Origin of the sequence: Pseudomonas sp. GL-R-26, from assembly GCF_019947365.1 — a bacterium.
Lineage (GTDB): Bacteria > Pseudomonadota > Gammaproteobacteria > Pseudomonadales > Pseudomonadaceae > Aquipseudomonas.
This window is the reverse complement of sequence record NZ_JAGYGI010000025.1, coordinates 67,689-90,785: the sequence shown is the minus strand read 5'-3', so window position 1 is coordinate 90,785 and position 23,097 is coordinate 67,689. Positions and strand designations below refer to the sequence as shown.

At 61.9% G+C, this 23,097-nt stretch carries 21 protein-coding genes; 7 read left to right on the top strand and 14 right to left on the bottom strand.

What is annotated here, in order from left to right; all coding sequences use genetic code 11:
* Window positions 1-340: 340 nt before the first annotated feature.
* Window positions 341-634 carry a hypothetical protein gene (locus tag KGA96_RS22885; RefSeq protein ID WP_007991769.1) on the bottom strand — a complete coding sequence of 98 codons (294 nt, stop codon included), beginning with the start codon at window positions 632-634 and terminating at the stop codon, window positions 341-343.
* Between the two features lie 56 nt (window positions 635-690).
* On the bottom strand, window positions 691-1,296 hold the full coding sequence (locus tag KGA96_RS22880) for an arylesterase (RefSeq protein ID WP_008049055.1): 606 nt from the start codon (window positions 1,294-1,296) through the stop codon (window positions 691-693).
* Between the two features lie 10 nt (window positions 1,297-1,306).
* Here KGA96_RS22880 and KGA96_RS22875 point away from each other — a divergent pair, with 10 nt between their 5' ends.
* The 3 genes from KGA96_RS22875 to greB are packed head-to-tail and all read left to right on the top strand — an operon-like array spanning window position 1,307 to window position 5,026.
* Window positions 1,307-1,990 carry an ABC transporter ATP-binding protein gene (locus KGA96_RS22875; protein WP_046043370.1) on the top strand — a complete coding sequence of 228 codons (684 nt, stop codon included), beginning with the start codon at window positions 1,307-1,309 and terminating at the stop codon, window positions 1,988-1,990.
* Window positions 1,990-4,494, top strand: a complete 2,505-nt coding sequence (locus KGA96_RS22870) for an ABC transporter permease (RefSeq protein ID WP_223515048.1) — start codon at window positions 1,990-1,992, stop codon at window positions 4,492-4,494. Before KGA96_RS22875 ends, KGA96_RS22870 begins: the two co-directional genes overlap by 1 nt.
* Before the next feature lie 34 nt (window positions 4,495-4,528).
* The gene (greB, locus tag KGA96_RS22865) at window positions 4,529-5,026 is read left to right on the top strand and encodes a transcription elongation factor GreB (RefSeq protein ID WP_007973570.1); all 498 of its coding nucleotides are present in this window, start codon (window positions 4,529-4,531) and stop codon (window positions 5,024-5,026) included.
* A gap of 3 nt (window positions 5,027-5,029) precedes the next feature.
* On the opposite strand, the gene KGA96_RS22860 is transcribed toward greB, so the two are convergent.
* The 3 genes from KGA96_RS22860 to KGA96_RS22850 form a co-directional block, all read right to left on the bottom strand.
* Window positions 5,030-5,338, bottom strand: coding sequence for a hypothetical protein (locus KGA96_RS22860; protein WP_046043367.1), 309 nt, complete (start codon window positions 5,336-5,338; stop codon window positions 5,030-5,032).
* 923 nt (window positions 5,339-6,261) lie between these two features.
* Entirely contained in the window at window positions 6,262-6,696 is a 435-nt protein-coding gene (locus tag KGA96_RS22855; protein WP_046042643.1) for a DoxX family protein, read from the bottom strand.
* Between the two features lie 103 nt (window positions 6,697-6,799).
* Window positions 6,800-8,221 (bottom strand): transglycosylase SLT domain-containing protein, encoded by a 1,422-nt coding sequence (locus KGA96_RS22850; protein ID WP_046042642.1) that lies wholly within the window; start codon window positions 8,219-8,221, stop codon window positions 6,800-6,802.
* 237 nt (window positions 8,222-8,458) lie between these two features.
* Here KGA96_RS22850 and KGA96_RS22845 point away from each other — a divergent pair, with 237 nt between their 5' ends.
* The 3 genes from KGA96_RS22845 to KGA96_RS22835 all read left to right on the top strand — a co-directional run bounded on the left by KGA96_RS22845 (window position 8,459) and on the right by KGA96_RS22835 (window position 11,445).
* Complete coding sequence (locus KGA96_RS22845; RefSeq protein ID WP_223465999.1) at window positions 8,459-9,265, top strand: TatD family hydrolase; 807 nt, start codon at window positions 8,459-8,461, stop codon at window positions 9,263-9,265.
* Between the two features lie 113 nt (window positions 9,266-9,378).
* Window positions 9,379-10,860, top strand: a complete 1,482-nt coding sequence (locus tag KGA96_RS22840; RefSeq protein WP_046042640.1) for a methyl-accepting chemotaxis protein — start codon at window positions 9,379-9,381, stop codon at window positions 10,858-10,860.
* Between the two features lie 219 nt (window positions 10,861-11,079).
* Window positions 11,080-11,445 carry an Mpo1-like protein gene (locus KGA96_RS22835; RefSeq protein ID WP_046042639.1) on the top strand — a complete coding sequence of 122 codons (366 nt, stop codon included), beginning with the start codon at window positions 11,080-11,082 and terminating at the stop codon, window positions 11,443-11,445.
* Here the strand turns inward: KGA96_RS22835 and KGA96_RS22830 are convergent, their stop codons facing one another.
* The 3 genes from KGA96_RS22830 to KGA96_RS22815 all read right to left on the bottom strand — a co-directional run bounded on the left by KGA96_RS22830 (window position 11,446) and on the right by KGA96_RS22815 (window position 13,594).
* Complete coding sequence (locus KGA96_RS22830; protein ID WP_046042638.1) at window positions 11,446-12,243, bottom strand: acyl-CoA thioesterase; 798 nt, start codon at window positions 12,241-12,243, stop codon at window positions 11,446-11,448.
* Between the two features lie 227 nt (window positions 12,244-12,470).
* Window positions 12,471-13,229: a CHAD domain-containing protein gene (locus KGA96_RS22820; protein WP_046042637.1), complete on the bottom strand. Its 759-nt coding sequence runs from the start codon at window positions 13,227-13,229 to the stop codon at window positions 12,471-12,473.
* A gap of 86 nt (window positions 13,230-13,315) precedes the next feature.
* Entirely contained in the window at window positions 13,316-13,594 is a 279-nt protein-coding gene (locus KGA96_RS22815; protein WP_008000319.1) for a hypothetical protein, read from the bottom strand.
* 221 nt (window positions 13,595-13,815) lie between these two features.
* On the opposite strand from KGA96_RS22815, the gene KGA96_RS22810 reads away from it, so the two are divergent.
* The gene (locus KGA96_RS22810) at window positions 13,816-14,853 is read left to right on the top strand and encodes a patatin-like phospholipase family protein (protein WP_046042636.1); all 1,038 of its coding nucleotides are present in this window, start codon (window positions 13,816-13,818) and stop codon (window positions 14,851-14,853) included.
* 87 nt (window positions 14,854-14,940) lie between these two features.
* Here the strand turns inward: KGA96_RS22810 and KGA96_RS22805 are convergent, their stop codons facing one another.
* From KGA96_RS22805 to kdpF, 6 genes are all read right to left on the bottom strand, one after another.
* Complete coding sequence (locus KGA96_RS22805; RefSeq protein ID WP_223466000.1) at window positions 14,941-15,630, bottom strand: response regulator; 690 nt, start codon at window positions 15,628-15,630, stop codon at window positions 14,941-14,943.
* Window positions 15,631-15,678: 48 nt separating this feature from the next.
* Window positions 15,679-18,330 carry a sensor histidine kinase gene (locus tag KGA96_RS22800; RefSeq protein WP_223466001.1) on the bottom strand — a complete coding sequence of 884 codons (2,652 nt, stop codon included), beginning with the start codon at window positions 18,328-18,330 and terminating at the stop codon, window positions 15,679-15,681.
* Between the two features lie 120 nt (window positions 18,331-18,450).
* A complete protein-coding gene (kdpC, locus tag KGA96_RS22795) occupies window positions 18,451-18,996 on the bottom strand; it encodes a potassium-transporting ATPase subunit KdpC (protein ID WP_046042632.1) in 546 nt (181 codons plus the stop codon).
* A 203-nt stretch (window positions 18,997-19,199) separates the two neighbouring features.
* Window positions 19,200-21,257, bottom strand: a complete 2,058-nt coding sequence (kdpB, locus tag KGA96_RS22790; protein WP_046042631.1) for a potassium-transporting ATPase subunit KdpB — start codon at window positions 21,255-21,257, stop codon at window positions 19,200-19,202.
* Between the two features lie 10 nt (window positions 21,258-21,267).
* Window positions 21,268-22,962 (bottom strand): potassium-transporting ATPase subunit KdpA, encoded by a 1,695-nt coding sequence (gene kdpA / locus KGA96_RS22785; RefSeq protein ID WP_223515046.1) that lies wholly within the window; start codon window positions 22,960-22,962, stop codon window positions 21,268-21,270.
* An 8-nt stretch (window positions 22,963-22,970) separates the two neighbouring features.
* The gene (gene kdpF, locus KGA96_RS22780; protein ID WP_007899818.1) at window positions 22,971-23,060 is read right to left on the bottom strand and encodes a K(+)-transporting ATPase subunit F; all 90 of its coding nucleotides are present in this window, start codon (window positions 23,058-23,060) and stop codon (window positions 22,971-22,973) included.
* Window positions 23,061-23,097 lie beyond the last annotated feature (37 nt).

The window sequence follows — 23,097 nt, the reverse complement described above, 5'->3', positions numbered from 1 at the left end:
CTTGATCATCTTCACGACTTGCAGCTTGAAGCTGTCGTCGAATGTCCTGCGTTTGTCGGTCATGAAACACTCCTCGATAGATGCATTTTCCACTTATCGAGGTGTCCGGGGAAATTAGACCACCACACAATGCTCCCGGATGAATACCGCAGCGAAGGAACGCCGAGCCTCAGCGAGGGGCCGTACGTAAGGGGCGAGACTTTTTGGTTCCTTTTGGGGCGTTTGCCAAAAGGGACTCGCCGTAAGGGCGAAACCATAAGCCGCTGTTACCGCAGCAACGGATATGTACACGGTCAACAAAAGTCAGGTCGGCTCGAAGGCCGCCTCTATTAATGACGAATCAAAGCTCGAACCGCAATTCAGGCCAGATCGGCGACGTCCCCCGCTTCTGCGACTCAAGAATGGCCCGGCACAACGAACACAGCCGCTGGTCCTGAAACACCCGGCGATCAACACTCGACCAGCGAGGCGAAGCCGGCAACAGACTGCCACACAAGGTCCGGTCCGCCGAACCGCCCAACTCCAGCTGACGGGTCACCAGATGCACCCGCACTTCCTGGCAGGCAAACAGATCCAGCTGTTCGTCAGGCTCGATCAGTTGATAGGCAAATAGTGACCAGGCGGGACGCGGCATCGGGGGCTCCAAATCGGGGGCGCCACCTTAGCCGAAAGCCTGCCTCTAGAAAAGTGTCATAACAGCGGTTTTAGAGTAGGCCAGACATTTTCCAGCAACTTGTCCTGGGCCCCGGCCGCCGGGTGTATGCCGTCGGCCTGCATCAAGTCCGGATGGCCGCCCACGCCGTCGAGGAAAAACGGCACCAGCGGAATCTTTTTCTCATCGGCCAGGTTGCTGTAGACCTCCGCGAACGCCTTGGTGTAACGCGCACCGTAATTGGGTGGTAATTGCATGCCGAGCAGTAACACCTTGGCGCCGCTGGCCCGGGAGCTGTCGATCATCGACGCAAGATTTTGTTGCAATTGAGTTGGCAGCATCCCGCGCAGGCCATCATTGCCGCCCAACTCGAGGATCACCAGTTCCGGTTTATGCTCTGCAAGCAGCGCGGGCAGGCGCGCCTGGCCTCCGGCACTGGTGTCGCCACTGATGGACGCATTGATCACTTTGTCGTCGAAACCTTCGCGCCTGAGCCGTTGCTCAAGCAGCGACACCCACCCCAGCCGGGTATCCAGCCCGAAACCGGCGCTGATACTATCGCCAACGATCAGGACTGTACCCGCCGCTGCGTTTTGGGCCATGCACATCAAGGCCAGGCCAGCACTCAAAAACCAGACACGCATCGGACTCTCCATGGGCGCAAGCATTCTCATCGCGAAGGACCTTAGCAAAGTGGTTCCCAGCGCGGAAGGTGAACTGACCATCCTGCACCAACTCAGCCTGGAACTGAACAAGGGCGACAGCCTGGCCATCGTCGGCGCTTCCGGCTCCGGCAAGTCCACCCTGCTGGGCCTGCTTGCCGGCCTCGACCTGCCGAGCAGCGGCGAAGTCACCCTCGCCGGGCAAGGCCTGAGCAACCTCGATGAAGACCAGCGTGCGCGCATCCGCGCCGAGCACGTGGGTTTTGTCTTTCAATCGTTTCAGCTGCTCGACAGTCTCAATGCCCTGGAAAACGTCATGCTGCCGCTGGAACTCGATGGCCGCAAAGACGCCCGCGAACGCGCCACCCAATTGCTGCAACGGGTGGGACTGGGCCAACGCCTGACTCACTCGCCGCGCCAGCTCTCCGGCGGCGAGCAACAACGGGTGGCGATTGCCCGCGCGTTTGCCGCCGAGCCCGATGTGCTGTTCGCCGACGAACCGACCGGCAACCTCGACAGCCACACTGGCGAGCGCATCAGCGACTTGCTGTTCGAGCTCAACCAGGAGCGCGGCACGACTCTGGTGCTGGTGACTCACGATGAACGCCTGGCCCATCGCTGCCGGCGCCTGATCCGTCTTGAAGCCGGCCTGCTGGTCGCCCCTCTGGAGCCTTGATGGCACGTCTGCCGCTGTTGCGCCTGTTCAGTCTCGCCATCCGCCAGTTGCTGCGCGATGCCCGCGCTGGCGAATTGCGCGTGTTGTTTTTCGCCTTGCTGGTGGCCGTTGCCGCCAGCACCGCCATTGGCTATTTCGGCGCGCGCCTGAACGGCGCCATGATGCTACGCGCTACCGAATTCCTCGGTGCCGACCTGCTGCTCGAAGGCAGTTCGCCTGCGCGCCCCGAACAGATAAGAAGCGGCACCGAACTGGGTCTGGAACACGCCCAAGTGGTGGAGTTCTCCAGCGTCATCGCCACCGACAACGGCATCCAGCTGTCCAGCATCAAGGCGGCCGATGACACCTACCCGCTACGGGGCGAATTGAAAAGCGCGCCCGCACCCTTTGCCACGGAAACAGTCGGTGGCGGACCGCAACCCGGTGAAGCCTGGGTCGAGGCACGCCTGCTAACCGCCCTGGACCTGAAGATCGGCGACAGCATCGATGTCGGCATGAAAACCCTGAAACTGGCGCGGGTGCTGACCTACGAACCCGATCGCGCCGGCAATTTCTACAGCCTGACGCCGCGGGTGCTGATCAACCTCGACGACCTTACGGCCACTGGCGTGGTGCAGCCCGGCAGCCGGGTCAGCTATCGCGAATTATGGCGAGGCAGCGCTCAGGCACTCGAAACGTATCGGCAACTGATCAAACCGGGGCTTGCCGCCAACCAGCGCTTACAGGACGCCCGCGACGGTAACCGGCAGATCGGCGGCGCCCTGGGCAAGGCCGAACGCTACCTGAACATGGCCAGTCTGGTGGCGGTGTTGCTGTCCGGTGTGGCGGTGGCGCTGTCGGCAACCCGCTTCGCCACCCGCCGGTTCGATGCCAGTGCCTTGCTGCGCTGCCTCGGGCTGTCACGCCGGGAAACCATGGTGTTGTTCAGCCTGCAACTGACTGTGCTCGGGCTGCTGGCCAGCATCAGCGGCGCCCTCCTCGGTTGGCTCGCCCAGCTGGGGTTGTTTGCCCTGCTGCATGACTTGTTGCCCACCGACGTGCCACCGGGCGGGCTGTTTCCGGCTATTGCCGGGATCGGCACCGGACTGGTGGCGCTGGCCGGTTTCGCCTTGCCGCCACTGGCAGCTCTGGGCCGGGTTCCGCCATTGCGTGTGCTGCGCCGGGACATGCTGCCGATCCCTTCCAGCACCTGGATGGTCTACGGCGCAGCGCTGGGCGCCCTCGGCCTGATCATGTGGCGCCTGAGCCTGGACCTGGTGCTGACCTTTGCCCTGCTCGGCGGCGGAGTGATTGCAGCACTGGTGCTGGGCGGCTTGTTGTTGCTGCTGTTGAAGAGTCTGCGGCGCATGCTTGCGCGTGCGTCCTTGCCCTGGCGTCTGGGTCTGGGCCAACTGCTGCGTCATCCGCTCGCTGCGGCGGGCCAGTCCCTGGCGTTCGGTCTGATTCTGCTGTCGATGGCGCTGATCGCCTTGTTACGGGGCGAGTTGCTGGACACCTGGCAGAACCAGCTGCCGAAAAACGCTCCAAACTACTTCGCGTTGAACATCCTGCCGGCGGACAAACAGGCCTTCACCGATCACCTGATCGCCGTGTCGGCGCAATCGGCACCGCTGTACCCGGTGGTGCCGGGCCGACTGATCAGCATCAACGGCGAACCGGTGCAGCAAATCGTCACCAAGGAATCGGCGGGTGATCGGGCGATCCAGCGCGACCTGAGCCTGACCTGGGCCGCGGACCTGCCGGCGGGCAACAAACTCACGGCCGGCAACTGGTGGAACGAACAGACGCCGGACGATGTTCCCGGCGTGTCGGTAGAAGGCAAGGTCGCCGAAAGCCTGAAAATCAAGCTCGACGATCATCTGGTTTTCAGCGTTGGCGGGGTCAATCGCGAGGCGAAGGTCACCAGCCTGCGGGAGATCAACTGGGACAACTTCCAGCCGAACTTCTTCATGATCTTCCAGCCCGGCACCCTCAAGGATCTGCCAGCGACCTACCTGACCAGTTTCTATCTGGCATCAGGTCACGACCAACAGATTGTCGACCTGTCCCGCGCCTTCCCGGCGGTGACGATCCTGCAGGTCGAAGCCTTGCTGGAGCAACTGCGCAGCATCCTCGCCCAGGTGACCCTGGCGGTGGAGTACGTGTTGTTGTTCGTGTTGGCGGCGGGCATGGCGGTGCTGTTCTCCGGTCTGCAAGCGACGCTGGATGAACGCATTCGCCAGGGTGCGTTGCTGCGTGCGCTGGGGGCGGAGCGGCAATTGCTGGTCAAGGCTCGACGTATCGAGTTCGGTTTGCTGGGCGCAGTCAGTGGCTTGCTGGCGGCGCTGGGTTCGGAATTGGTGAGTTGGGTGCTCTACCGCTACGCCTTTGACCTGCCGTGGCATCCACATCCATGGCTATTGTTGCTGCCATTGCTGGGCGCAGTGCTGATCGGTGGTGCCGGTGTGTTCGGCACCCGTCGGGCATTGAACGCCAGCCCGCTGACAGTCCTGCGCGAGGGTTGATAGACTCCTGCCATCCTCACCACAAGAAGCTGTCATGAGCCGTTACCGCCCTCCCCGCACCGCTGGCACCGCGCTGATCACCCCCGAGGGTGAAGCGCGGATGCGCGCCGAGTTCCATGAGCTGTGGCATGTACGTCGGCCCCAGGTTACCCAGGCTGTCAGCGAAGCCGCGGCCCAGGGTGATCGCTCGGAGAACGCCGAATACACCTACGGCAAAAAGATGCTGCGAGAGATCGACAGCCGCGTGCGTTTTCTCACCAAACGCCTGGAAGCGCTCAAGGTTGTCAGCGAAAAACCCAGCGATCCGAACAAGGTCTATTTCGGCGCCTGGGTCACGATCGAAGACGAGGATGGCAAAGAGTCGCGCTACCGCATTGTCGGGCCGGATGAACTGGACCTCAAACAGGGCCTGATCAGCATCGACTCGCCCTTGGCCCGCGCACTGATCGGCAAGGCACTGGACGCCGAAGTCCGGGTCCAGACGCCGACCGGTGAACAGTGTGTGTACATTGTGGCGATCGACTACCCGTGAGCTTTAACGCCGGGTAATCAGTCCTTGCCGGGCAACGCGGGTCAGTTGCCGGATCACTTCAGGCGCATCTTCGAGGCTGGGGGACTGAATCACTGCCAGATCGAAACTGTCGTCGGCAAAACGAGCGAGCGACTCACCGTCTTCGACAAACTGGATCAGGAAGGCAGCGGGACCACCGGTACGACGTGGCCAACCATCGAGATAACGCAAGAGCGTCGGCTGATGTTTGCCACCAAGCAGGATTTTTGGATTGCGCTGGGTCAGGTGTGCCGTGATCGGCGCGGGACGTACAACAGCATTTAGTGCATTCATTGTGTCGTGTCTCTGCCTCAAAAGTCTGCATGGCAGGTGAGAGGCAACACCGAACCAGCGCTTTAGCGGTATTTCGAAGCCTGTTCTGGCTTCTATCGGTAACTGGATGAGTCACCTGGCGCCCCGCAAGTAGCTGTTTAAATCGGCGCATGAGCAACATCCTAGAGAAGCTGACTGGACAGTGTCAAGAATGACGCGATCGAGTAGGAGGCGGGGTTGCCCCCGCCGTCCTCTCACACCACCGTACGTACGGTTCCGTATACGGCGGTTCCTGCCTACTGACAAACAACGTCAGCGAGCTTGGTTCCGTTGATGTGTCGCCTGCGGTATCTAAGCGCCCAGACCGGCCCTCGGAGCTTCCGGCTCCTACCTCCTAATGGTCTTGACCTCCGCTACGCGGAGTTTCTGCTTTACGCTCCAACAGAGATCACACCCGACTATCCACTCATGGCAGGTTCAGCCCTTCATTACTCCGGTTTCGAGCAACTACTACGGCCTCTGCTGACTTCTGTCGCCCATCCCGTCATCTCGCGACGCCGGTAGCACATGGCAGGCTAAACAGATCTCCCAGGGTAATTCGCGCGACCTTCCTGCTTATGCCTGTCGGATCTACGTCGCAGCGTTCCGTGCAAGTATCGGGCTTTGAAGATATTGGCCTTCTTACCCCGCTGCGCCGCCTCTATCCGCTTCCTGTTCGTCAGGCCAGCATTTTGCCTCGGGCTTCCTTCAGATTCGCAGTCACCCGCGACACCCTTGCCTCTGGCTAACACTTCCCCTTGCCGGGTGTGTAGAGGACTTTCACCTCCAAGTCACCAGCGTGGCCACCACAGCCAAGCTGGTTGCGCTTACGCGCAACGCGCCATGCCTGGCGCACCAACAAAAAAGGCCCGCACAATGCGGGCCTTTTCGTTGAACCAGAGCGGTCAACCGGCGATGGCGCGGTCCGCTGAGAGTTTGCCCGCACCTTCGATCAATACCGCGATACTGCCACCGAGCAAGGCCAGGGCGAATTCATAACCGTTGTTGGCCATGAACAGTCCGTTGCTGATGTGCACCGAGAAAATCGCCACCAGCAACAGGAAGGCCAGGCCAAGCGCGGCCGGGCGAACCAGCAAGCCGATGATCAGGGCCAGGCCGGCGAAGAATTCGATGCCGCCCGCCAGTGTCGCCATCAGGTAACCCGGCGTCAGTCCGAGGCTTTCCATGTACTGCGCGGTTCCAGCCAGACCATAGCCACCGAATGCCCCGAAGAGTTTCTGCGAGCCGTGAGCGGCGGAAATAATGCCGACCACGATGCGCAGAACCGTCAGGCCGTAGCCAGCGCGGGTAGACAGTACCTTGTTGATCAGAGTGCTCATGCTGATTCATTCCTTGTAAGTGTGTGTTGGTTGGCCGCTATATTAATCAGTAATTCACATGTTAAAAGCGCAAAAACCCCGCCATAACAATCAGATTAGTTGATCATTTTCGTGAGGCAACTTTTTGCTCCTGGGGCTCCAACGACTCGCGCTCCCGGTCGAACGCCAAGTAATACTTGTTCACGCTATTAACATAGCTGACAGGCCCCATACCCACTTGCTCCATGGCCACGCGTTCGACCTGGAAGAACCACTGGTTGGGATTCAAGCCTCGCCGCCGGGCTTCGGCGCGCATGCCCTGGACCCGCTCCGGCCCGATGTTGTAGGCCGCCAGCACGAAGGCCATGCGTTCGCGCTCGTTGAGCTTGGGGCTGGCAAAAAATTTGCGCCGGATCATCGCCAGGTACTTGGCCCCGGCCTGCACATTGCCATCAAGGTCCTGGATATTGTTGACCCCCACCCGCTGCGCCGCAGAAGGCGTGATCTGCATCAGACCGGTCGGGCCACCGCCACTGCGAGCGGCGGGTTGCAGGGCTGACTCCTTGAAGGCCAGCGCCGCCAGGTTCAACCAATCCATGCCTTGGGCATCGGCGTGCTTCTGCAGCACCGGGCGAAGCTTTTCCAGGCGCTGCCGGTCCGCCTTGGCCAGCGGATAGTGCACTTGATAGAGACGACGATAGATCCGCAGGAACGCGGCGTCCTGATCCGATGGTTTTTTGTAGACGGTGAGGAAGCGATCAATGCTGGCCCGCAGCATCGAGGCATCACGGCGCACGAACCAGAACTCTTCTCCCGGCTCGCTGACAAGTACCTGCTTGTCGAAACGCAGTTTGGGCAGGATCTTGCCCCAGCGTTCGGCGATCGGCTGCTCGACGATGGTCAGATGGAAGATCCCGCCCTGCACCATCTCCAGCACATCCTCGACGGCAAGGGTCGGATCGACCCATTCGATTGTGACCGGTGGCAGTTTGTGCAGGGCGAGCTTTTGATTGATCTGGCTGACGGCATCCCCGGCAGCGCTGCCGGCGGGTAACGCCAGGGTCTTGCCGGAAAGCTGTTCAAGCTTGGTGTAGCGGCGTTCGCCTTTGATGCCCACCAGGACCAACGGGATGTTGCTGGCAATCGGCTCACTGGTGCTGACGGCGAAGCCCGGTTGCAGATCGAGCAACTCGCCTGGCGCCACCAGATCGCCCTCCCCGCGCTGCAATGCGCCGAGCAGTTGATCCTTGGCCTTGGGAATGATCTTGAGGGTGATTTCCTGACCGTCACGGGCGTGGCCGTTGAGATACTGCTCGAACGCTCTCAGGCGATGGTATTCGACCCCGATCGCCTGCCCCTGGACTTCGCCGGAACTGTTGCGGCTCTGGTTGACCAACACCCGCAGCACACGACTGCTGCGAATTTCCGCAAGGTCGCGCACCTTGCTGGCCGGTACGGCTTGCAGCGGCCCGGGCAGACGCGCGACCGCCGACATCGGCAGTAGCAGCGAACAACACAGCAGTAGCAAAACCGAGGGACGAATCATCCACTCTCCGGAAAGAATATGAGGCCCGCTTCAATGACGAAAACCATCAAGCGCGGCGACAAAAACAGAGCGCCCAAGGCGCTGGCAAAGTGCGAAAGACTGGCACAATGATGGCAAAACTACCAACCCAGCCTGGTCCGCGGCTCAAGAGACAGCGTTAACCCGTTGTAGTTCTTGGCTTTTCTTATAAATCCACGGCTCTGATATGCTTTCCGGCCTTTGGGCCGAGGTAGCACCATGCAACTCATCGATATCGGCGTCAACCTGACCAACGCCAGTTTTGCCGACAAACACCGGGCCGTACTCGACCGCGCCTACGCGGCCGGCGTGTGCCAACTGGTGCTGACCGGCACCAGTGTCGAGGGCAGTGAACAGGCCCTTGAGCTGTGCCAGCAACTGGACGAAAGCGCCCAGCGCCTGTTCGCCACCGCCGGTATTCACCCTCATTGCGCCAGCGACTGGAACGCCGACAGCACCCGACGTTTGCGCAGCTTGCTCATGGAGCCGAATGTGGTGGCCGTGGGTGAATGCGGGCTGGATTTCAACCGTGATTTCTCGCCGCGTCCGCAGCAGGAGAAAGTCCTCGAAGAACATCTGGCCATGGCCGTCGAATTGCAGTTGCCGGTGTTTCTGCACGAACGCGACGCCAGCCAGCGATTGCTGGAAATCCTGCGCGACTTCCGCGACCGACTGCCGGCCGCCGTAGTGCACTGCTTCACCGGGGAGCAGAAGGCACTGTTCAGCTACCTCGACCTCGACCTGCACATTGGCATTACCGGCTGGATCTGCGACGAGCGCCGGGGCACGCATTTGCATCCACTGGTCAAGGAGATCAAGCGCGGGCGCCTGATGCTCGAAAGCGATGCACCGTATTTGCTGCCGCGCAGCCTGCGCCCCAAACCGAAAAACGGGCGAAACGAGCCGGCATACCTGACCGAAGTACTGCGCGAAGTGGCACTGCATCGCGGGGAAAGCCAGGAAGATCTGGCGGCGCACACGACCGCCTGTGCGCGGGCGTTCTATGGGCTGCCATTGATCTCCTGATCACCATAAATCCCACAGGCTTGAAGTTGATCTGCATCAAGAATCAGCCACCTGAGTAGCGGCACAATAATGGCACCTTGCCAAAACTGTTTCCGCTATCAGAGAAGACCTCCATGGGTGCCTGGCTTAGCAATATCTCGCTGAAATACAAATTCTGGGCGGTCAACGCTGTCGCTTTCGTCACCACCCTGTTGCTGGTGCTGTACGCGGTACAGCTCGAACAGCAGGCCCGCAGTCACGCCGCCCAGGCTTCGGCCCAGGCCCAGGCGCGATTGCTCGAAGCCTGGCCTGCCGGGCAACCGCTGCCCCACGCCGACAACCTGCTGACGTTCAATCGCGGACAGGCGCCGTCGCTGAATGAACAACCCATTGTGGAGCTCATCAATGCAAACGGTTGGGTCGAGATCAACGTGATGCCGCTGTTCGGTGACAATCCGTTGATGGGTGCCGAAGTGTTTACCCGTGCCGACGGCCAGCAGGTCGCCGTGATTGCCCACGGCCCAAGTCTGAGCCAGGTGTTCAGCGAGCGCTTTGCCAACTACGCGATGGCGGTGTTCATCCTGATGCTGGCAATGCTCGGCGCATCACAGTTATTGATCCGCTTCCTGCTCAGCCAGCTCAACACCTTGAAAGACGTCATGTTGCACGTGGAGAAAACCGGCGACCTGTCGGCCCGCGTGCCATTGGCTTGCAGCGACGAAGTCGGGCAAATGGCCAACGCCTTCAACGCCATGCAGGCCGGTTATCAACGGGTGGTCAACACCGTCGCCAGTACAGCCCGGCAGCTGGACGTCGGCGCCGCGCGGTTGGCGGCCAGCATGAATGAAGTGCGCCACGGCATGCTGGGCCAGCAAAGCGAAACCGATCAGGCCGCCACGGCGATCAATGAAATGACTGCCACTGTGTATCACATCGCCCAACACGCGGGTGCCACCCGTGACCTTTCGCAATCGGCCAATACCCTGGCCGGCAGCGGGCAGGAGGTCGTGACACGGGTGCAGCGCTCGATTGCCGGACTGTCCACCGGCGTCCAGCAGACCGCCGAGATGATTCAACGCCTGGCCGAGGACAGCCAGAAGATCAACGGCGTGGTCAACGTGATTCACAGCATCGCCGAGCAGACCAACCTGCTGGCGCTGAACGCCGCCATCGAAGCGGCCCGAGCCGGCGAAATGGGTCGCGGCTTCGCGGTGGTCGCCGATGAAGTACGCAACCTCGCTAAACGCGTGCAGGCCTCGACGGATGAGATCACCCTCATGGTCTCGGCGTTGCAGGCCGGCACGCGGGACGCCGTGGATTTCATGCAAGAGAGTTCGTTCAAGGCCGACGACTGCGTACAACAGGCGCAAGAGGCCGGCGCGGCATTGGCCGAGATCACCGGCGCAGTGGCGCAGATGCGTGAAAGCAACACGCAGATCGCGGTGGCGGCCGAGCAGCAGAGCCAGGTGGCGGAAGAGATGAACCGGGCGGTGGTGAGTATCCGTGACGTGACCGAGAACACGGTGCAGCAGACGGTGACGTCGGCGACCACCAGCAATGAGCTGGCGGCATTGGCCGGGGAACTGAGCAAGGCCATAGGTCAGCTCAAACTTTGAGGGCCTCATCGCGAGCAAGCCCGCTCCCACAGGTGACCGAGTTCTTTCATTAGAATGCGGACGAATGTGGGAGCGGGCTTGCCCGCGATGAGGCCGGAACCGGCAACATCAATCCAGACCATGACACCTATCAAGCCAATAGCCAGCCTTGATTCGCCGCCAGCATGGACCAGGCCTATTCTTCCTACATGTATTCAACATGGATCGAGGATCGGCATCATGGGCAAACGTCACCCCAACCTTCCCGCCTGGCAATGGCGAGCGTACCCGAACAATCATCAGCACCCGACCAATCTGGTGCTGCACCTGATCGCGGTGCCGCTGTTCATCGTGGCATTTCTGCTGATTGTGTCCGGGGTGTTCAGCCTGAGCCTGGCAAATATCGCCATCGGTGTGATCGGTGTGATTGCGGCGCTGGCCTTGCAACGCCACGGCCACAGCCTGGAGACCCAAGCCGCCGAACCCTTCAGTGATCGCAAGGATGCGCTATCGCGTCTGTTGGTCGAGCAGTTCCTGACGTTTCCACGGTTCTTCCTCAGCGGTGGATGGTGGCGCGCCTGGCGTGAGCGCCATCGCCGTCACTGATCAGGCGAACACCGTCACCGTCTGCCGGCTCATGGCGATCAACCGGCCATCCGCGCTCCACATTTTTGCGGCGGCATGCCCGTAGCCGTCTGCGGCGTATTCGGTTTCGACGAGGTATTTGCACCAGTCCAGGGTGTTCAGTTCCAGCAGCGGCTGCACGAACTCGATAGTCCAGGTCAGGGTGCTGCCCATTGCCGGTTTCTTCAAAAACGGCATCAGGGCCGGCGGCCAGGCGTCCACCAGCGCCAGAATATGCGCCTCGCCGATGGCCTCTTCCTTCACGTCGCCGCGCAAGCGTACCCAGCCACCCATTTGCCGGGATGTGCTACCGCTGAACGGCAACCCACCGACACTCCAGCGCATCGCCAGGTGCCGCATGAACTCCGGGATCACGCCTTCGACAAAAGGCAATTCCTGGCATTCGTCCCAGTGCTTCATTTCCGGTGCCGGTTCAGCGGCCACCGCCACTTCCGAGGGGCGCGAGGCACCAAAGCTGCCCTGGACCAACGTCACCACCTGGCCCTTCTGCATCACCCGGCCCAACACTTGGCTGACGGCCTTGCCTTCGCGCAGCACATCGACTTCAAAACTGACCGGCACCTCGGGCTCAACCGGGCCGACGAAGGTGATTGCCAGCGAACGTACCGGCCGATCCGCCGGAACCCGGGCACGCATGGCTTCGTACTGCAAAGCCGCCACCAGGCCACCGAAACTGGCTCGCCCCTGGGCCCAGGAGGCCGGGATAGACAGCGCCAGCGGCTGGCTGCGGACAGCGTCGAGCAGTTCGGAAAAACGCATGAAAACCTCTGGGTTCGGAAAAAGATGAAGGGATATTAACCATCTGGCGAAGCTCATACATCGCCTATTCCGGCCAAATTGACTGACAGATAAGTCGCGCAACGCTCGCCGCCCCCCCTGTAGGAGCCAGCTTGCTCGCGAAAGCGTTCGATCAGTCAACAACAGAGCTGAATGATGAACCGCATTCGCGAGCAAGCTCGCTCCTACAGTGTGTGTCCGCTGGGGATTCAGGATTTGAAGCAATCGCGACTGAGCTTTTCCAGCACCCGGTCCGCACGGCTTTCAGCCTCGGCCATGGTGGCTTGCCACACGGCAACACAGGGCTGCAAATCCGCTTCCCGTTCAGCCATGGCCAGCCATTGCACGCAATCGTGCCAGTCGCCCAACGCGCCCTGGGACGATTTCAATCGGGGCATGGCCGCTTTCGGCAAACGGTCCAGCTCGGGGTAAGCGTCGATGCCATAGCGCACGCGCTTGATCAGCAGGCGCAGCCGATGACGGTTATGAGTCGGATCGTGCAGTGCCTCGTCGAGTTTTTTCCATTGCTTGCCCAAGCGTTTTTCGATGCGCTTGCGCAGGCCCTTGAGCAATCCCTGGCGCTGGGCGGCACGCAGAAAACGCGGAAACGCATCGAGGACGATCAGCATTTGCGCGAGCTCGGGACTGGCCGCCACAGCCGGATAGGCCTCGGCCATTTGCGCCATGCGCCACTGTGCGGCTTGGGGTTGATGGTGCTGGAGCAGGTACGCCGCCAGCACTTCGCGATCACGTAATGGCGTGGTCAGGTCGCCCACCCGGGAGGCGGCCGCTTCCAGTTGCTCGACACCGGGCTGCCCGCGCAAGGGTCGCAACAGGCTGCGCAACCGACGCATGGTTGTGCGCAGATCGTGTAACGCTTCAGGGTCTGTACGCTCTTTCAAGCGGGCCTGACAGGCCAGCAGACGAACTTCCAGGCCCAGAACCTGAGCCACCAACCGATCGATCATGGGGGTTTACTCCGTAAACAGCGCCAGGCTGCAAGCTCGAAGGGTCTTGCAGCTTGCAGCTTAGAGCTTGTAACCGCTTTTCGCTTTTAACGCCCCGCGCGCGATTCACGAATATAGAAACGGGCCTTCTCGGCTTTGGTGGTGCAGCCTTCGAACCCCTCGAATTGCTGCTGGGTCTTGGCTGCGGTCAACAACGACAGGGCCTTGGAGTAGCTGACGGTCCCGGCGAAACCTTCGGCTTTGGCCAGGTCCAGTTCATGCCATGCCGCATCCAGGTTACTACCGCAACTGTCGCGATAAGCGGTTTTGCCGGCACAACCGGCGAGCGCCAGGGCAATCAATGGCACGCAGATCCAGGCTTTCATCATTCACTCCTCAAGAATAGGTCAACAGTCGTGCAGGTAAGACGCTGTGGCACCTGAAAAGTGCCGTTGGTCCGCTGTGCAAACTATAGCGCTGACGAGAATAACCATGTGCCGCCATGGAGTGTCGAAAATACGACGCTCTTTCGCCATCAAACGACCATGACGATTGAAGCATGCCCCTCGATGGGTGCATTGTTGAACCATTCAAACGAGGGCGATCCATGAAAAAGCGCGTCGCACTGGTATTGGGCTCGGGTGGAGCCCGGGGTTATGCACATATCGGGGTCATTGAAGAGATCGAACGGCGCGGCTATGACATTGCCTGTATCGCCGGATGCTCCATGGGCGCGGTGGTGGGTGGGATCTACGCCGCCGGCAAACTCAATGATTACCGCGACTGGATCGAGAGCCTGGACTATCTCGACGTGTTGCGCCTGGTGGACGTCAGTTTTCGTCTGGGGGCGATTCGAGGCGAGAAAGTCTTCGGGCAGATCCGCAAAATCGTCGGCGAGATCAACATCGAAGATTTGCGCATCCCCTACACCGCTGTTGCCGCCGACCTGACCAACCAGCAGGAAATCTGGTTCCAGGAAGGTTGCCTGCATCAGGCCATGCGCGCCTCGGCCGCGATTCCCAGCCTGTTTACCCCGGTGATGCAGGGCAACCGCATGCTGGTCGATGGCGGCATTCTCAACCCACTGCCGATCGTGCCGGTGGTGTCGAGCCATTGCGACTTGATCATTGCAGTCAACCTCAACTCCACCAACCAGCGCCACTATCAATTGCCGGTCATCCAGCGTCCCGCCGCCTTCAAGACCCGCTTCGACAGCCTGATCAACTCCCTGGGCTCGAAGATGCCGTTCCGCCGCAAACAGGCCGAGCAATTGTTGATCCTCGAGCAGGAAGCCCTGAGGGCCGAAGGCGCGAACCTCAATCCGTGGATCGAATCCGCCGAGCCAGAAGCGCAGCAACCGGCGGCGGCTCCGCAAGCCAGTGGCGCGCCCCGCTCCGCCACCGGTTCGTTCATCATCGACAACGTCGGGCCGGCGTCCTTGCTGGATTTGATCAACCAGAGTTTCGAGGTGATGCAGACGTCGCTGGCGCAGTACAAGATTGCCGGGTATCCGCCGGACATCCTGATCAACGTGCCCAAGCGCGTGTGCCGGTTTTTCGAGTTCTACAAGGCGCCGGAGTTGATCGCGCTGGGACGCGAGATTGCGCGGGATACGCTGGACCGGTATGAGAATGAGCAAAACTGAGCGCCTGAAAACTCTCGGGTGAATGTTAGGGCCCCATCGCGAGCCTGCTCGCGATGGGGCCAGATCAGTCACCACAAGATTTCAAAACTATTCACTCAACAACCGATACCCCACCCCTGCCTCAGTGACGATGAACCTGGGTTGGGTCGGATCATCCGCCAGTTTCTGGCGCAAGTGCCCGACTACGATGCGCAGGTAGTGAGTGTCTTCGGTGTGGGTCGGTCCCCAGATGTCCTTGAGCAATTGCTGCTGGGTGATCACCCGCCCGGGATGCCGCGCCAGTTGCGCCAGCACGGCGTACTCCTTGCGGGTCAGCGCGACTTCGACATCGTCGAGCAGCACCCGGCGATACGCCAGGTCGACCGTCAACGGACCGAAGGTCAGCGCCGCTTGTTGCGCCTCGCCTGCGGGCGCCTGGCGCAATAATGCACGGATCCTCGCCAGGAACTCCTGGATGCCGAACGGCTTGGTCACGTAGTCATTGGCGCCGCCATCCAGGGCCTCGACTTTCTGTCCTTCACCGGCGCGCACGGAGAGCACCAGCACCGGCACCGTCGACCACTCGCGAAAGTCGCGCAATACCTGTTGGCCGTCCATGTCCGGCAAGCCGAGGTCGAGCACCAGCAAGTCCGGTTTGTTCAACGCAGCTTGCGCCAATCCTTCACTGCCGGTACCCGCCTCCAGCACTTTGTAGCCCTGGGAAGCGAGGCTGATGCGCAGGAACTTGCGGATCTGCGGTTCGTCGTCAATGACCAAAATGGTCGAGGTCTGGCTCATGAATTCACATCAACACAAAGAAGTGGCAAGAGAGTAGCGCAAGCGCGATCAGGCTTCACTTTCGTATCCCGGCTGAGCCTGTAGCGGCAGGTGCAACGTGATGCAGGTGCCGCGCCCCTCGATGCCGTCGGCGACGCTGATACGCCCGCCATGGGCACCGACCATGCCCTGACAAATCGCCAGCCCCAGCCCGGTACCCTGCCCGCCACGATCACCCCGCGCCGCGGTATAGAACATATCGAAAATCTTCGCCCGTTCCTCTTCCGGAATCCCCGGTCCCTCATCGCTGACCGAGAAAAACAGCTCACTGTCATCGGCCCCTGCGCGCAATTGCAAACGCCCGTGGGGTGGCGAAAACCGCGCGGCGTTTTCCATCACGTTGATCAGTGCCTGCTCGATCAGCGCGGCGTGCACGTACAGCAACGGTAACTCGGCCGGCACGTCGGTGCTGACCTGCAACGGCGCAAGGACTGCCCGCAGGCGATTGAGCGCACTGCCGACGATGTCCGCCGGCGACACCCAGTCCCGCGCCAGCTTCAAGGCACCGTGGCCGAGGCGGGTCATGTCGAGCAGGTTTTGAATGTAGCGGTCGAGGCGCTCGGCTTCATCGCGGGTGCCTTCGAGCAATTCGCGTCGATCCTCCAGCGGGATCGCTTCACCCAGGGCCAGCAGGCTATCGATACTGCCGCGCATGGACGTCAGCGGAGTGCGCAAATCGTGGGACACCGACGCCAGCAAGGCGCTGCGTAGTTGCTCGGTTTCGCCGTGCAGCCGCGCAGCTTCCAGATCATCGGCCAGTTGCGCCCGGGCCAGAGCCTGGGCCAGCGGCTGGCTCAGTGCGGTCAACAAGCGTCGGCGCTGGCCGCTCAGGGTCTGACCCTCCCTGGCGCACACGCCAAGCAACGCGAGCGGACCGTCCTCCACCGACAATGGCCACCACCACCAGCGGCCGAACGGCAAAGTACCGGTGCCGGCACCCGCGGGTTGATCGTGCTGCCAGGCCCAATCGGCGGCGGCGCGTTCGGCTTCGCTGAACTCCAGGGGGCCACCGGTTTCGACTTTCCAGCCGTGTTGCCCGTCACGATTGAGCAGGCACAGTTGCACATCGCTCCAACCATTGAGGTGCTGGGCAGCCGCGCTGACCACGGCCTGGCGGTCGGTGGCGGCGGTGAGTTTGCGTGACAGGTCGAGCAGTTCGGTGGTCTCTTCCTGGGTATCGCGCAATGCCTGCAATTGCCTGCGTTGACGCGCCGCGAGGTTGCCGGTGAGGGCCGCCATCAGCAGGAAGAACAGCAGAGTCAGCACGTCTTCTTCGCGCTGGATTCTGAAAGAGAAATTCGGTGGAATGAACAGAAAGTCATAGGTCAGGAACGACAGCGCCGCACAGGCCAGCGCCGGCCCGAGGCTGCTGCGCACCGCCACCAGCAACACCGCCGCAAGAAACACCAGGGAGATGTTCGGCAATGGCAGCACGCTCGCCACGGCCCAGGCCAGGGCGCTGGCCAGAACCGTCGCGACCACGGCCAATGCGTAGTCGAACCAGACCAGCGAATGCATCGACCGCTGATGGGGTTGAAGCTGTTGGTGATCGCTGTCGAGAACGTTGATTTCCAGTCCGCGTGCATTACGCAGCAGCCGCGCCGCCAGCCCGCCACCGAACAGACGTCGGCGCAAACGCGGTCGGGACTGGCCGACCAGCACCAGGCTGGCGCGACGTTCGGCGGCATGCTGGATCAGGGTTTTCGCCACTTCACCGGCGCGCAGCAACACCACTTCACCGCCCAGGCGCTCGGCCAGTTGCTGGGCGCTCTGCAGGCGCAGGCGTGACTGCTCGTCACGCACGCTGCCGTTGTCCACGTGCACCAGGCTCCAGGGCAGATGCCGCCGCTGGGCCACGCGACTGGCATGGCGCACCAGGCGCTCGGCCTGGGCATCGCCGTCGACCCCCACCAGCAAACGCCCGCGCACGGCCGGCGCTGCTTGCCCCAACTGACGATATCCTTGGGCCAGATCGTTATCGACCTGAGCCGCCGCGGTTTGCATCGCCAGTTCGCGCAGGGCCGTGAGGTTGGTCTGGGAAAAGAACGCGTCGATGGCCGCCCGCGCCTGCTCCGGCACGTAGACTTTGCCATCGCGCAGGCGCTCCAGCAGTTCCCGTGGCGGCAAGTCGATCAGCAGCAGTTCGTAGGCTTCCTGCAACACCCAGTCCGGCAGGGTTTCACGGACCTGCACGCCAGTGATGCCGCGCACCTGGTCGTTGAGGCTTTCCAGGTGCTGGACGTTGACCGTGGTGTACACGTCAATGCCAGCGGCGAGCAGTTCCTGAATGTCCTGCCAGCGTTTTTCGTGACGGCTGCCCGGAGCGTTGGTGTGCGCCAGTTCGTCGACCAGCACCAGCTTCGGTTTAGCGACGAGCAGTCCGTCGAGGTCCATTTCTTCGAGCAACACGCCACGGTACTCGGAACGTACCAACGGCTGCTGCGACAAGCCGCCGAGCAATGCTTCGGTTTCGGCCCTGCCGTGGGTTTCGACGACGCCGGCGACGACCTTCACCCCTTGGCGCAGCTGGGTGTGGGCCGCTTGCAGCATGGCATAGGTCTTGCCGACACCCGGCGCGGCGCCGAGAAACACCTTGAGACGGCCACGGCCATCGCGGGACAGGTCTGCTAACAGCGCGTCGGCGCGGCCGGAGTTGCTCATTTTCATTGCCTTGTTTGACTTGATATTTGGGAGTGGCATTAAAAGATCGCAGCCTGCGGCAGCTCCTACACCAGATGGCGTACATCCTGTAGGAGCTGGCGAAGCCTGCGATCTTTTGATCTACAGGTTTTCCAGCGCCCGATTCAACTCAAGCACATTGACCACCGGCGGGCCTATCAGTGGTTGCTCGATGTGGGCGTCCAACAGTTGCTGCAGTGTCGCGACCGGCAGGTTGCGCGCCGTTGCGACACGCGCCAGTTGATAGGCAATCGCCGCTGGTGGCAAGTGCGGATCGAGACCGCTGCCGGAGGTAGTGACCAGCGCCAGGGGCACCGGTCCTTGGCCAGGCACCAGCAGTTTGCTGGCCTCGTCGATCACCCGCGTCGCCAACGCCGGGTTGCTTGGCGACAGGTTGCTGGCGCTGCTCGACACGGTGGCAAAGGCACCGGCCGAAGGGCGCGGGTGGAACCAGGCGTCGCCGACGAAATCCTGGGCGATCAGCGAGGAACCGCGGACCTTGCCCTCGGTATCCCGCACCAGGCTGCCGTTGGCCTGATCCGGGAACGCGACCTGGGCCACGCCGGTGACCACCAGTGGATAAGCAACGCCGGTGATCAGCGTCATCAGGACCAGCAGGCTCAGGGCCGGGCGTATCAATGTGGACATTGCAAAATCCTCGAATTCAGAGAGTACTCATCACTCACGGACACACCCATCACTTGTGGCGAGGGAGCTTGCTCCCGTTCGGGTGCGAAGCAGCCGCCTGACCAATGACTGCGGTGTGCCTGAAAAAACGTGGCGGTTGGGTTGGGGCTGCTACGCAGCCCAGCGGGAGCAAGCTCCCTCGCCACAAAAACCAGCACCGGCCATCAAACCCAATGCAACGCCGTCAACAGCATGTCGATCGCCTTGATGCCCACGAACGGCACCAGGATCCCGCCCAGGCCGTAGATCAGCAGATTGCGCCGCAGCAACGCCGCCGCACTTGCCGCGTGAACCCGCACTCCGCGCAGCGCCAGCGGAATCAGCACCACAATGATCAGGGCGTTGAACACGATCGCCGAGAGAATCGCGCTCTGCGGGCTGCTCAGGTGCATCACGTTGAGTACGCCCAGTTGCGGGTAGATCGCGGCGAACAGCGCCGGCAGGATTGCGAAGTACTTGGCCACGTCGTTGGCGATGGAAAAGGTCGTCAGCGCACCGCGGGTAACCAGCAACTCCTTGCCGATTTGCACCACGTCCAGCAGCTTGGTCGGGTCGCTGTCGAGGTCGACCATGTTGGCCGCTTCACGGGCCGCTTGCGTGCCGTCATTCATCGCCATGCCGACGTCCGCCTGGGCCAGGGCCGGGGCGTCGTTGGCGCCGTCGCCGCACATGGCGACCAGACGACCGTCGTTTTGCTCATGACGAATACGCGCCAGTTTTTTCTCCGGCGTGGCTTCCGCCAGCACATCGTCCACACCTGCCTCAGCGGCGATGGCAGCAGCGGTCAACGGGTTGTCGCCGGTAACCATGACGGTGCGGATCCCCAGTTTGCGCAACTCGGCGAAACGCTCGCGGATACCGGGCTTGACCACGTCCTTGAGGTGGATCGCCCCGAGCAACTTGCCGTCGGCACACACCAACAACGGGGTGCCACCGCTTTGGGCGATCTTGTCGATTTCACGGGACAAGGCCGGTGCCAGGTCCGCACGTTTGAGGCCCACGAACGCCAGCAACGAATCCACCGCACCTTTGCGGTACACGCGCCCTTGATAGTCGACACCAGACAAGCGGGTTTCGGCACTGAATGGCACGGCTGTCAGCACGTCAGCGGATGGTTCCGGTTGCGGATGAGTGCCGCGCAGGTACTCGACGATCGACTTGCCTTCCGCAGTGTCGTCGGCCAGCGAAGCCAGCAATGCGCCTTCGGCCAGCTCCCTGGCTGTCACGCCAGGCGCGGCGTACACCGCCGAGCAACGACGGTTACCGAAGGTGATGGTGCCGGTCTTGTCCAGCAGCAGGACGTGCACGTCCCCCGCTGCTTCCACCGCACGACCGGACTTGGCGATCACGTTCAGACGTACCAGCCGATCCATCCCGGCGATACCGATGGCCGAGAGCAAACCGCCGATGGTGGTCGGAATCAATGTGACCAACAGCGCCACCAGGAACACCAGCGGCAGGCTGCCACTGGCGAAGTGGGCGAACGGTTGCAGGGTCACCACGACCAGCAGGAAGATCAGGGTCAGGCCGATCAGCAGGATATCGAGCGCCACTTCGTTCGGGGTTTTCTGGCGTTTGGCGCCTTCGACCAGGGCGATCATGCGGTCCAGGGTCGACTCGCCGGGGTTGGCGGTGATCTTCACCAGCAGCCAGTCCGACACCAGCCGTGTGTTGCCGGTAACGGCCGAGCGGTCGCCACCGGACTCGCGAATCACCGGCGCCGACTCACCGGTAATCGCCGCTTCGTTGACCGCCGCGATGCCTTCGATCACCTCGCCGTCACCGGGGATCATCTCCCCCGCTTCGACGCGCACCACATCGCCTTTGCGCAGGTTGGCGGCTGGCACCACCTGAAAGCTGCCGTTGCTGGTCTTGCGCCGGGCGCTGAGGCCTTCGCTACCGGCCTTGAGGCTGTCGGCGCGGGCCTTGCCGCGACCTTCGGCCAGGGCTTCGGCGAAGTTGGCGAACAGGACGGTGAACCACAGCCACACCGCGATTTGCGCGGCGACGAAAGTCGGCACCGCCGTGTCGGGAATGAAGCACAACACGGTGGTCAGGATCGCCGTCAGTTCGACCACCAGCATCACCGGCGCACGCTGCAACTGCCGTGGGTCGAGTTTGACGAAGGCTTGCACCAGCGCCGGGCGCCACAAGGCCGAGATCGCGGTTTTCGGTTGTTCCGGCGCTTTGGCGGCGACGGTTTTGGTTACGGGCATATTCATCATTGATTCCTCAGAAGCCCATGCTCAAGTGTTCAGCGATAGGACCCAGCGCCAACGTCGGCAGGAAGGTCAGGCCACCCACCAGCAAAATGGTCACGGTCAGCAGGGTCACGAACAGCGGGCCGTGGGTCGGGAAGCTGTTCTGCCCGATCGGCGCGGTTTTCTTCATCGCCAGGCTGCCGGCCAGGGCCAGGACCGGGAGGATGTAGCCGAAGCGACCGATCAACATGCCCAGGCCCAGCATCAAGTTGTGAAAGGGTGTGTTGGCGCCGAGGCCCGCGAAGGCGGAACCGTTGTTGGCACTGGCCGAGGTGTAGGCGTAGAGCAACTGACTGAATCCGTGAGGCCCAGGGTTGCTCACTGCGGCCACCGGGCCTGGCAGGCTGGCGGCGATCGCGCCGAGCACCAGTACGCCAATCGGCATGACCATCAGGGTCACCACTAGCAATTGCACTTCCTTGGCCTGCAGTTTCTTGCCAAGGTATTCCGGAGTACGACCGATCATCAGGCCGGCGAGGAACACCGCGATCAGCACGTTGAGCAACATGCCGTAAAGCCCGGCACCGACGCCGCCGAAGATCACTTCGCCCACCATCATGTTGACCAGGGCCACCATGCCGCTCAGCGGGTTGAGGCTGTCGTGCATGCCGTTCACCGAACCGTTGGACGCGGCCGTGGTGGTCACCGACCACAACACAGTGGCGGTAGTGCCGAAGCGCGCTTCCTTGCCTTCGAGCGGCGCGGTCTGTTCGACGGCGACATTGTTCAGGGCCGGGTTCGGCTGGCATTCAGCCCATAGCGAGGTCGCGCCGCCGATCAGGAACAACGCCAACATGCAGGCGATGATCGCCCGGCTCTGGCGCAGGTCCTTCACGTAATGGCCGAAGGTGAACACCAGCGCGACGGGGATCAAAATGATCGAGGCCATTTCGAACAGGTTGCTCCAGGCCGTCGGGTTCTCGAACGGATGCGCCGAGTTCACGCCAAAGAAACCGCCACCGTTGGTGCCCAGTTGCTTGATCGCAATCTGGCTGGCAGCCGGCCCTAGCGGGATCACTTGGTCAACACCTTGCATCGTCACCGCATTCACGTACTGCGCGAAGGTTTGCGGCACGCCCTGCCAGACCAGGTACAGCGCCAGCAGCAGGCACAACGGCAGCAAGCCGTAGAGGGTGGCGCGGGTCATGTCGACCCAGAAGTTGCCCAGGGTTCGAGTGGACTTGCGGCCGATGCCGCGACACAGCGCGACCAGTACCGCCAGGCCGGTGGCGGCGCTGACGAAGTTCTGCACGGTGAGGCCTACCATCTGGCTCAAGTAGCTCAGGGATGCTTCGCCGCTATAGGCCTGCCAGTTGGTGTTGGTCATGAAGCTGACGGCGGTGTTGAACGCCAGCGTCCACTCCTGACCCGGCAGGTTCTGCGGATTCAGCGGCAGGTGGTCCTGGAACAGCAAGATGGTGAACAACAGCAGGAAACCCGCGAGGTTGAAGGCAAGCAAGGCCAGGGCGTATTTCTGCCAGCTCTGTTCGGCTTGCGGGTCAACCCCGGCCAGTCGGTAACAGCCACGTTCGACTGGCCCGAGGACCGGCGACAGCCACGTGCGCTGCCCTTCCATCACCTTGTAGTAGAAGCGCCCGAGAAACGGCGCCGGGACCAATACCAGGGCGAAAAACCCGAGGATCAGCCAATAGTCATAACTGTGCATAGCCGCTCCTAGTTCCGGTCCGCGCGCAACAGCGCAACCAACAGATAGATGAACAGCCCCACTGCGAGCAGCAGCGACACCCCGTCCAGAACGCTCATGGAAGTTCTCCGTGTTACGGCGTATTGCCGCGTGTGG

What these genes read in the sequence shown, in the direction of transcription:
- KGA96_RS22800 (WP_223466001.1), bottom strand. Translation starts at nt 18,330, where the DNA reads ATGAGCAACTCCGGCCGCGCCGACGCGCTGTTAGCAGACCTGTCCCGC.
- KGA96_RS22855 (WP_046042643.1), bottom strand. Translation starts at nt 6,696, where the DNA reads ATGAGCACTCTGATCAACAAGGTACTGTCTACCCGCGCTGGCTACGGC.
- kdpA (WP_223515046.1), bottom strand. Translation starts at nt 22,962, where the DNA reads ATGCACAGTTATGACTATTGGCTGATCCTCGGGTTTTTCGCCCTGGTA.
- KGA96_RS22880 (WP_008049055.1), bottom strand. Translation starts at nt 1,296, where the DNA reads ATGCGTGTCTGGTTTTTGAGTGCTGGCCTGGCCTTGATGTGCATGGCC.
- kdpC (WP_046042632.1), bottom strand. Translation starts at nt 18,996, where the DNA reads ATGTCCACATTGATACGCCCGGCCCTGAGCCTGCTGGTCCTGATGACG.
- KGA96_RS22815 (WP_008000319.1), bottom strand. Translation starts at nt 13,594, where the DNA reads ATGAAAGCCTGGATCTGCGTGCCATTGATTGCCCTGGCGCTCGCCGGT.
- KGA96_RS22845 (WP_223465999.1), top strand. Translation starts at nt 8,459, where the DNA reads ATGCAACTCATCGATATCGGCGTCAACCTGACCAACGCCAGTTTTGCC.
- kdpB (WP_046042631.1), bottom strand. Translation starts at nt 21,257, where the DNA reads ATGAATATGCCCGTAACCAAAACCGTCGCCGCCAAAGCGCCGGAACAA.
- KGA96_RS22810 (WP_046042636.1), top strand. Translation starts at nt 13,816, where the DNA reads ATGAAAAAGCGCGTCGCACTGGTATTGGGCTCGGGTGGAGCCCGGGGT.
- KGA96_RS22870 (WP_223515048.1), top strand. Translation starts at nt 1,990, where the DNA reads ATGGCACGTCTGCCGCTGTTGCGCCTGTTCAGTCTCGCCATCCGCCAG.
- KGA96_RS22805 (WP_223466000.1), bottom strand. Translation starts at nt 15,630, where the DNA reads ATGAGCCAGACCTCGACCATTTTGGTCATTGACGACGAACCGCAGATC.
- KGA96_RS22840 (WP_046042640.1), top strand. Translation starts at nt 9,379, where the DNA reads ATGGGTGCCTGGCTTAGCAATATCTCGCTGAAATACAAATTCTGGGCG.
- KGA96_RS22820 (WP_046042637.1), bottom strand. Translation starts at nt 13,229, where the DNA reads ATGATCGATCGGTTGGTGGCTCAGGTTCTGGGCCTGGAAGTTCGTCTG.
- KGA96_RS22875 (WP_046043370.1), top strand. Translation starts at nt 1,307, where the DNA reads ATGGGCGCAAGCATTCTCATCGCGAAGGACCTTAGCAAAGTGGTTCCC.
- KGA96_RS22885 (WP_007991769.1), bottom strand. Translation starts at nt 634, where the DNA reads ATGCCGCGTCCCGCCTGGTCACTATTTGCCTATCAACTGATCGAGCCT.
- KGA96_RS22860 (WP_046043367.1), bottom strand. Translation starts at nt 5,338, where the DNA reads ATGAATGCACTAAATGCTGTTGTACGTCCCGCGCCGATCACGGCACAC.
- kdpF (WP_007899818.1), bottom strand. Translation starts at nt 23,060, where the DNA reads ATGAGCGTTCTGGACGGGGTGTCGCTGCTGCTCGCAGTGGGGCTGTTC.
- greB (WP_007973570.1), top strand. Translation starts at nt 4,529, where the DNA reads ATGAGCCGTTACCGCCCTCCCCGCACCGCTGGCACCGCGCTGATCACC.
- KGA96_RS22830 (WP_046042638.1), bottom strand. Translation starts at nt 12,243, where the DNA reads ATGCGTTTTTCCGAACTGCTCGACGCTGTCCGCAGCCAGCCGCTGGCG.
- KGA96_RS22835 (WP_046042639.1), top strand. Translation starts at nt 11,080, where the DNA reads ATGGGCAAACGTCACCCCAACCTTCCCGCCTGGCAATGGCGAGCGTAC.
- KGA96_RS22850 (WP_046042642.1), bottom strand. Translation starts at nt 8,221, where the DNA reads ATGATTCGTCCCTCGGTTTTGCTACTGCTGTGTTGTTCGCTGCTACTG.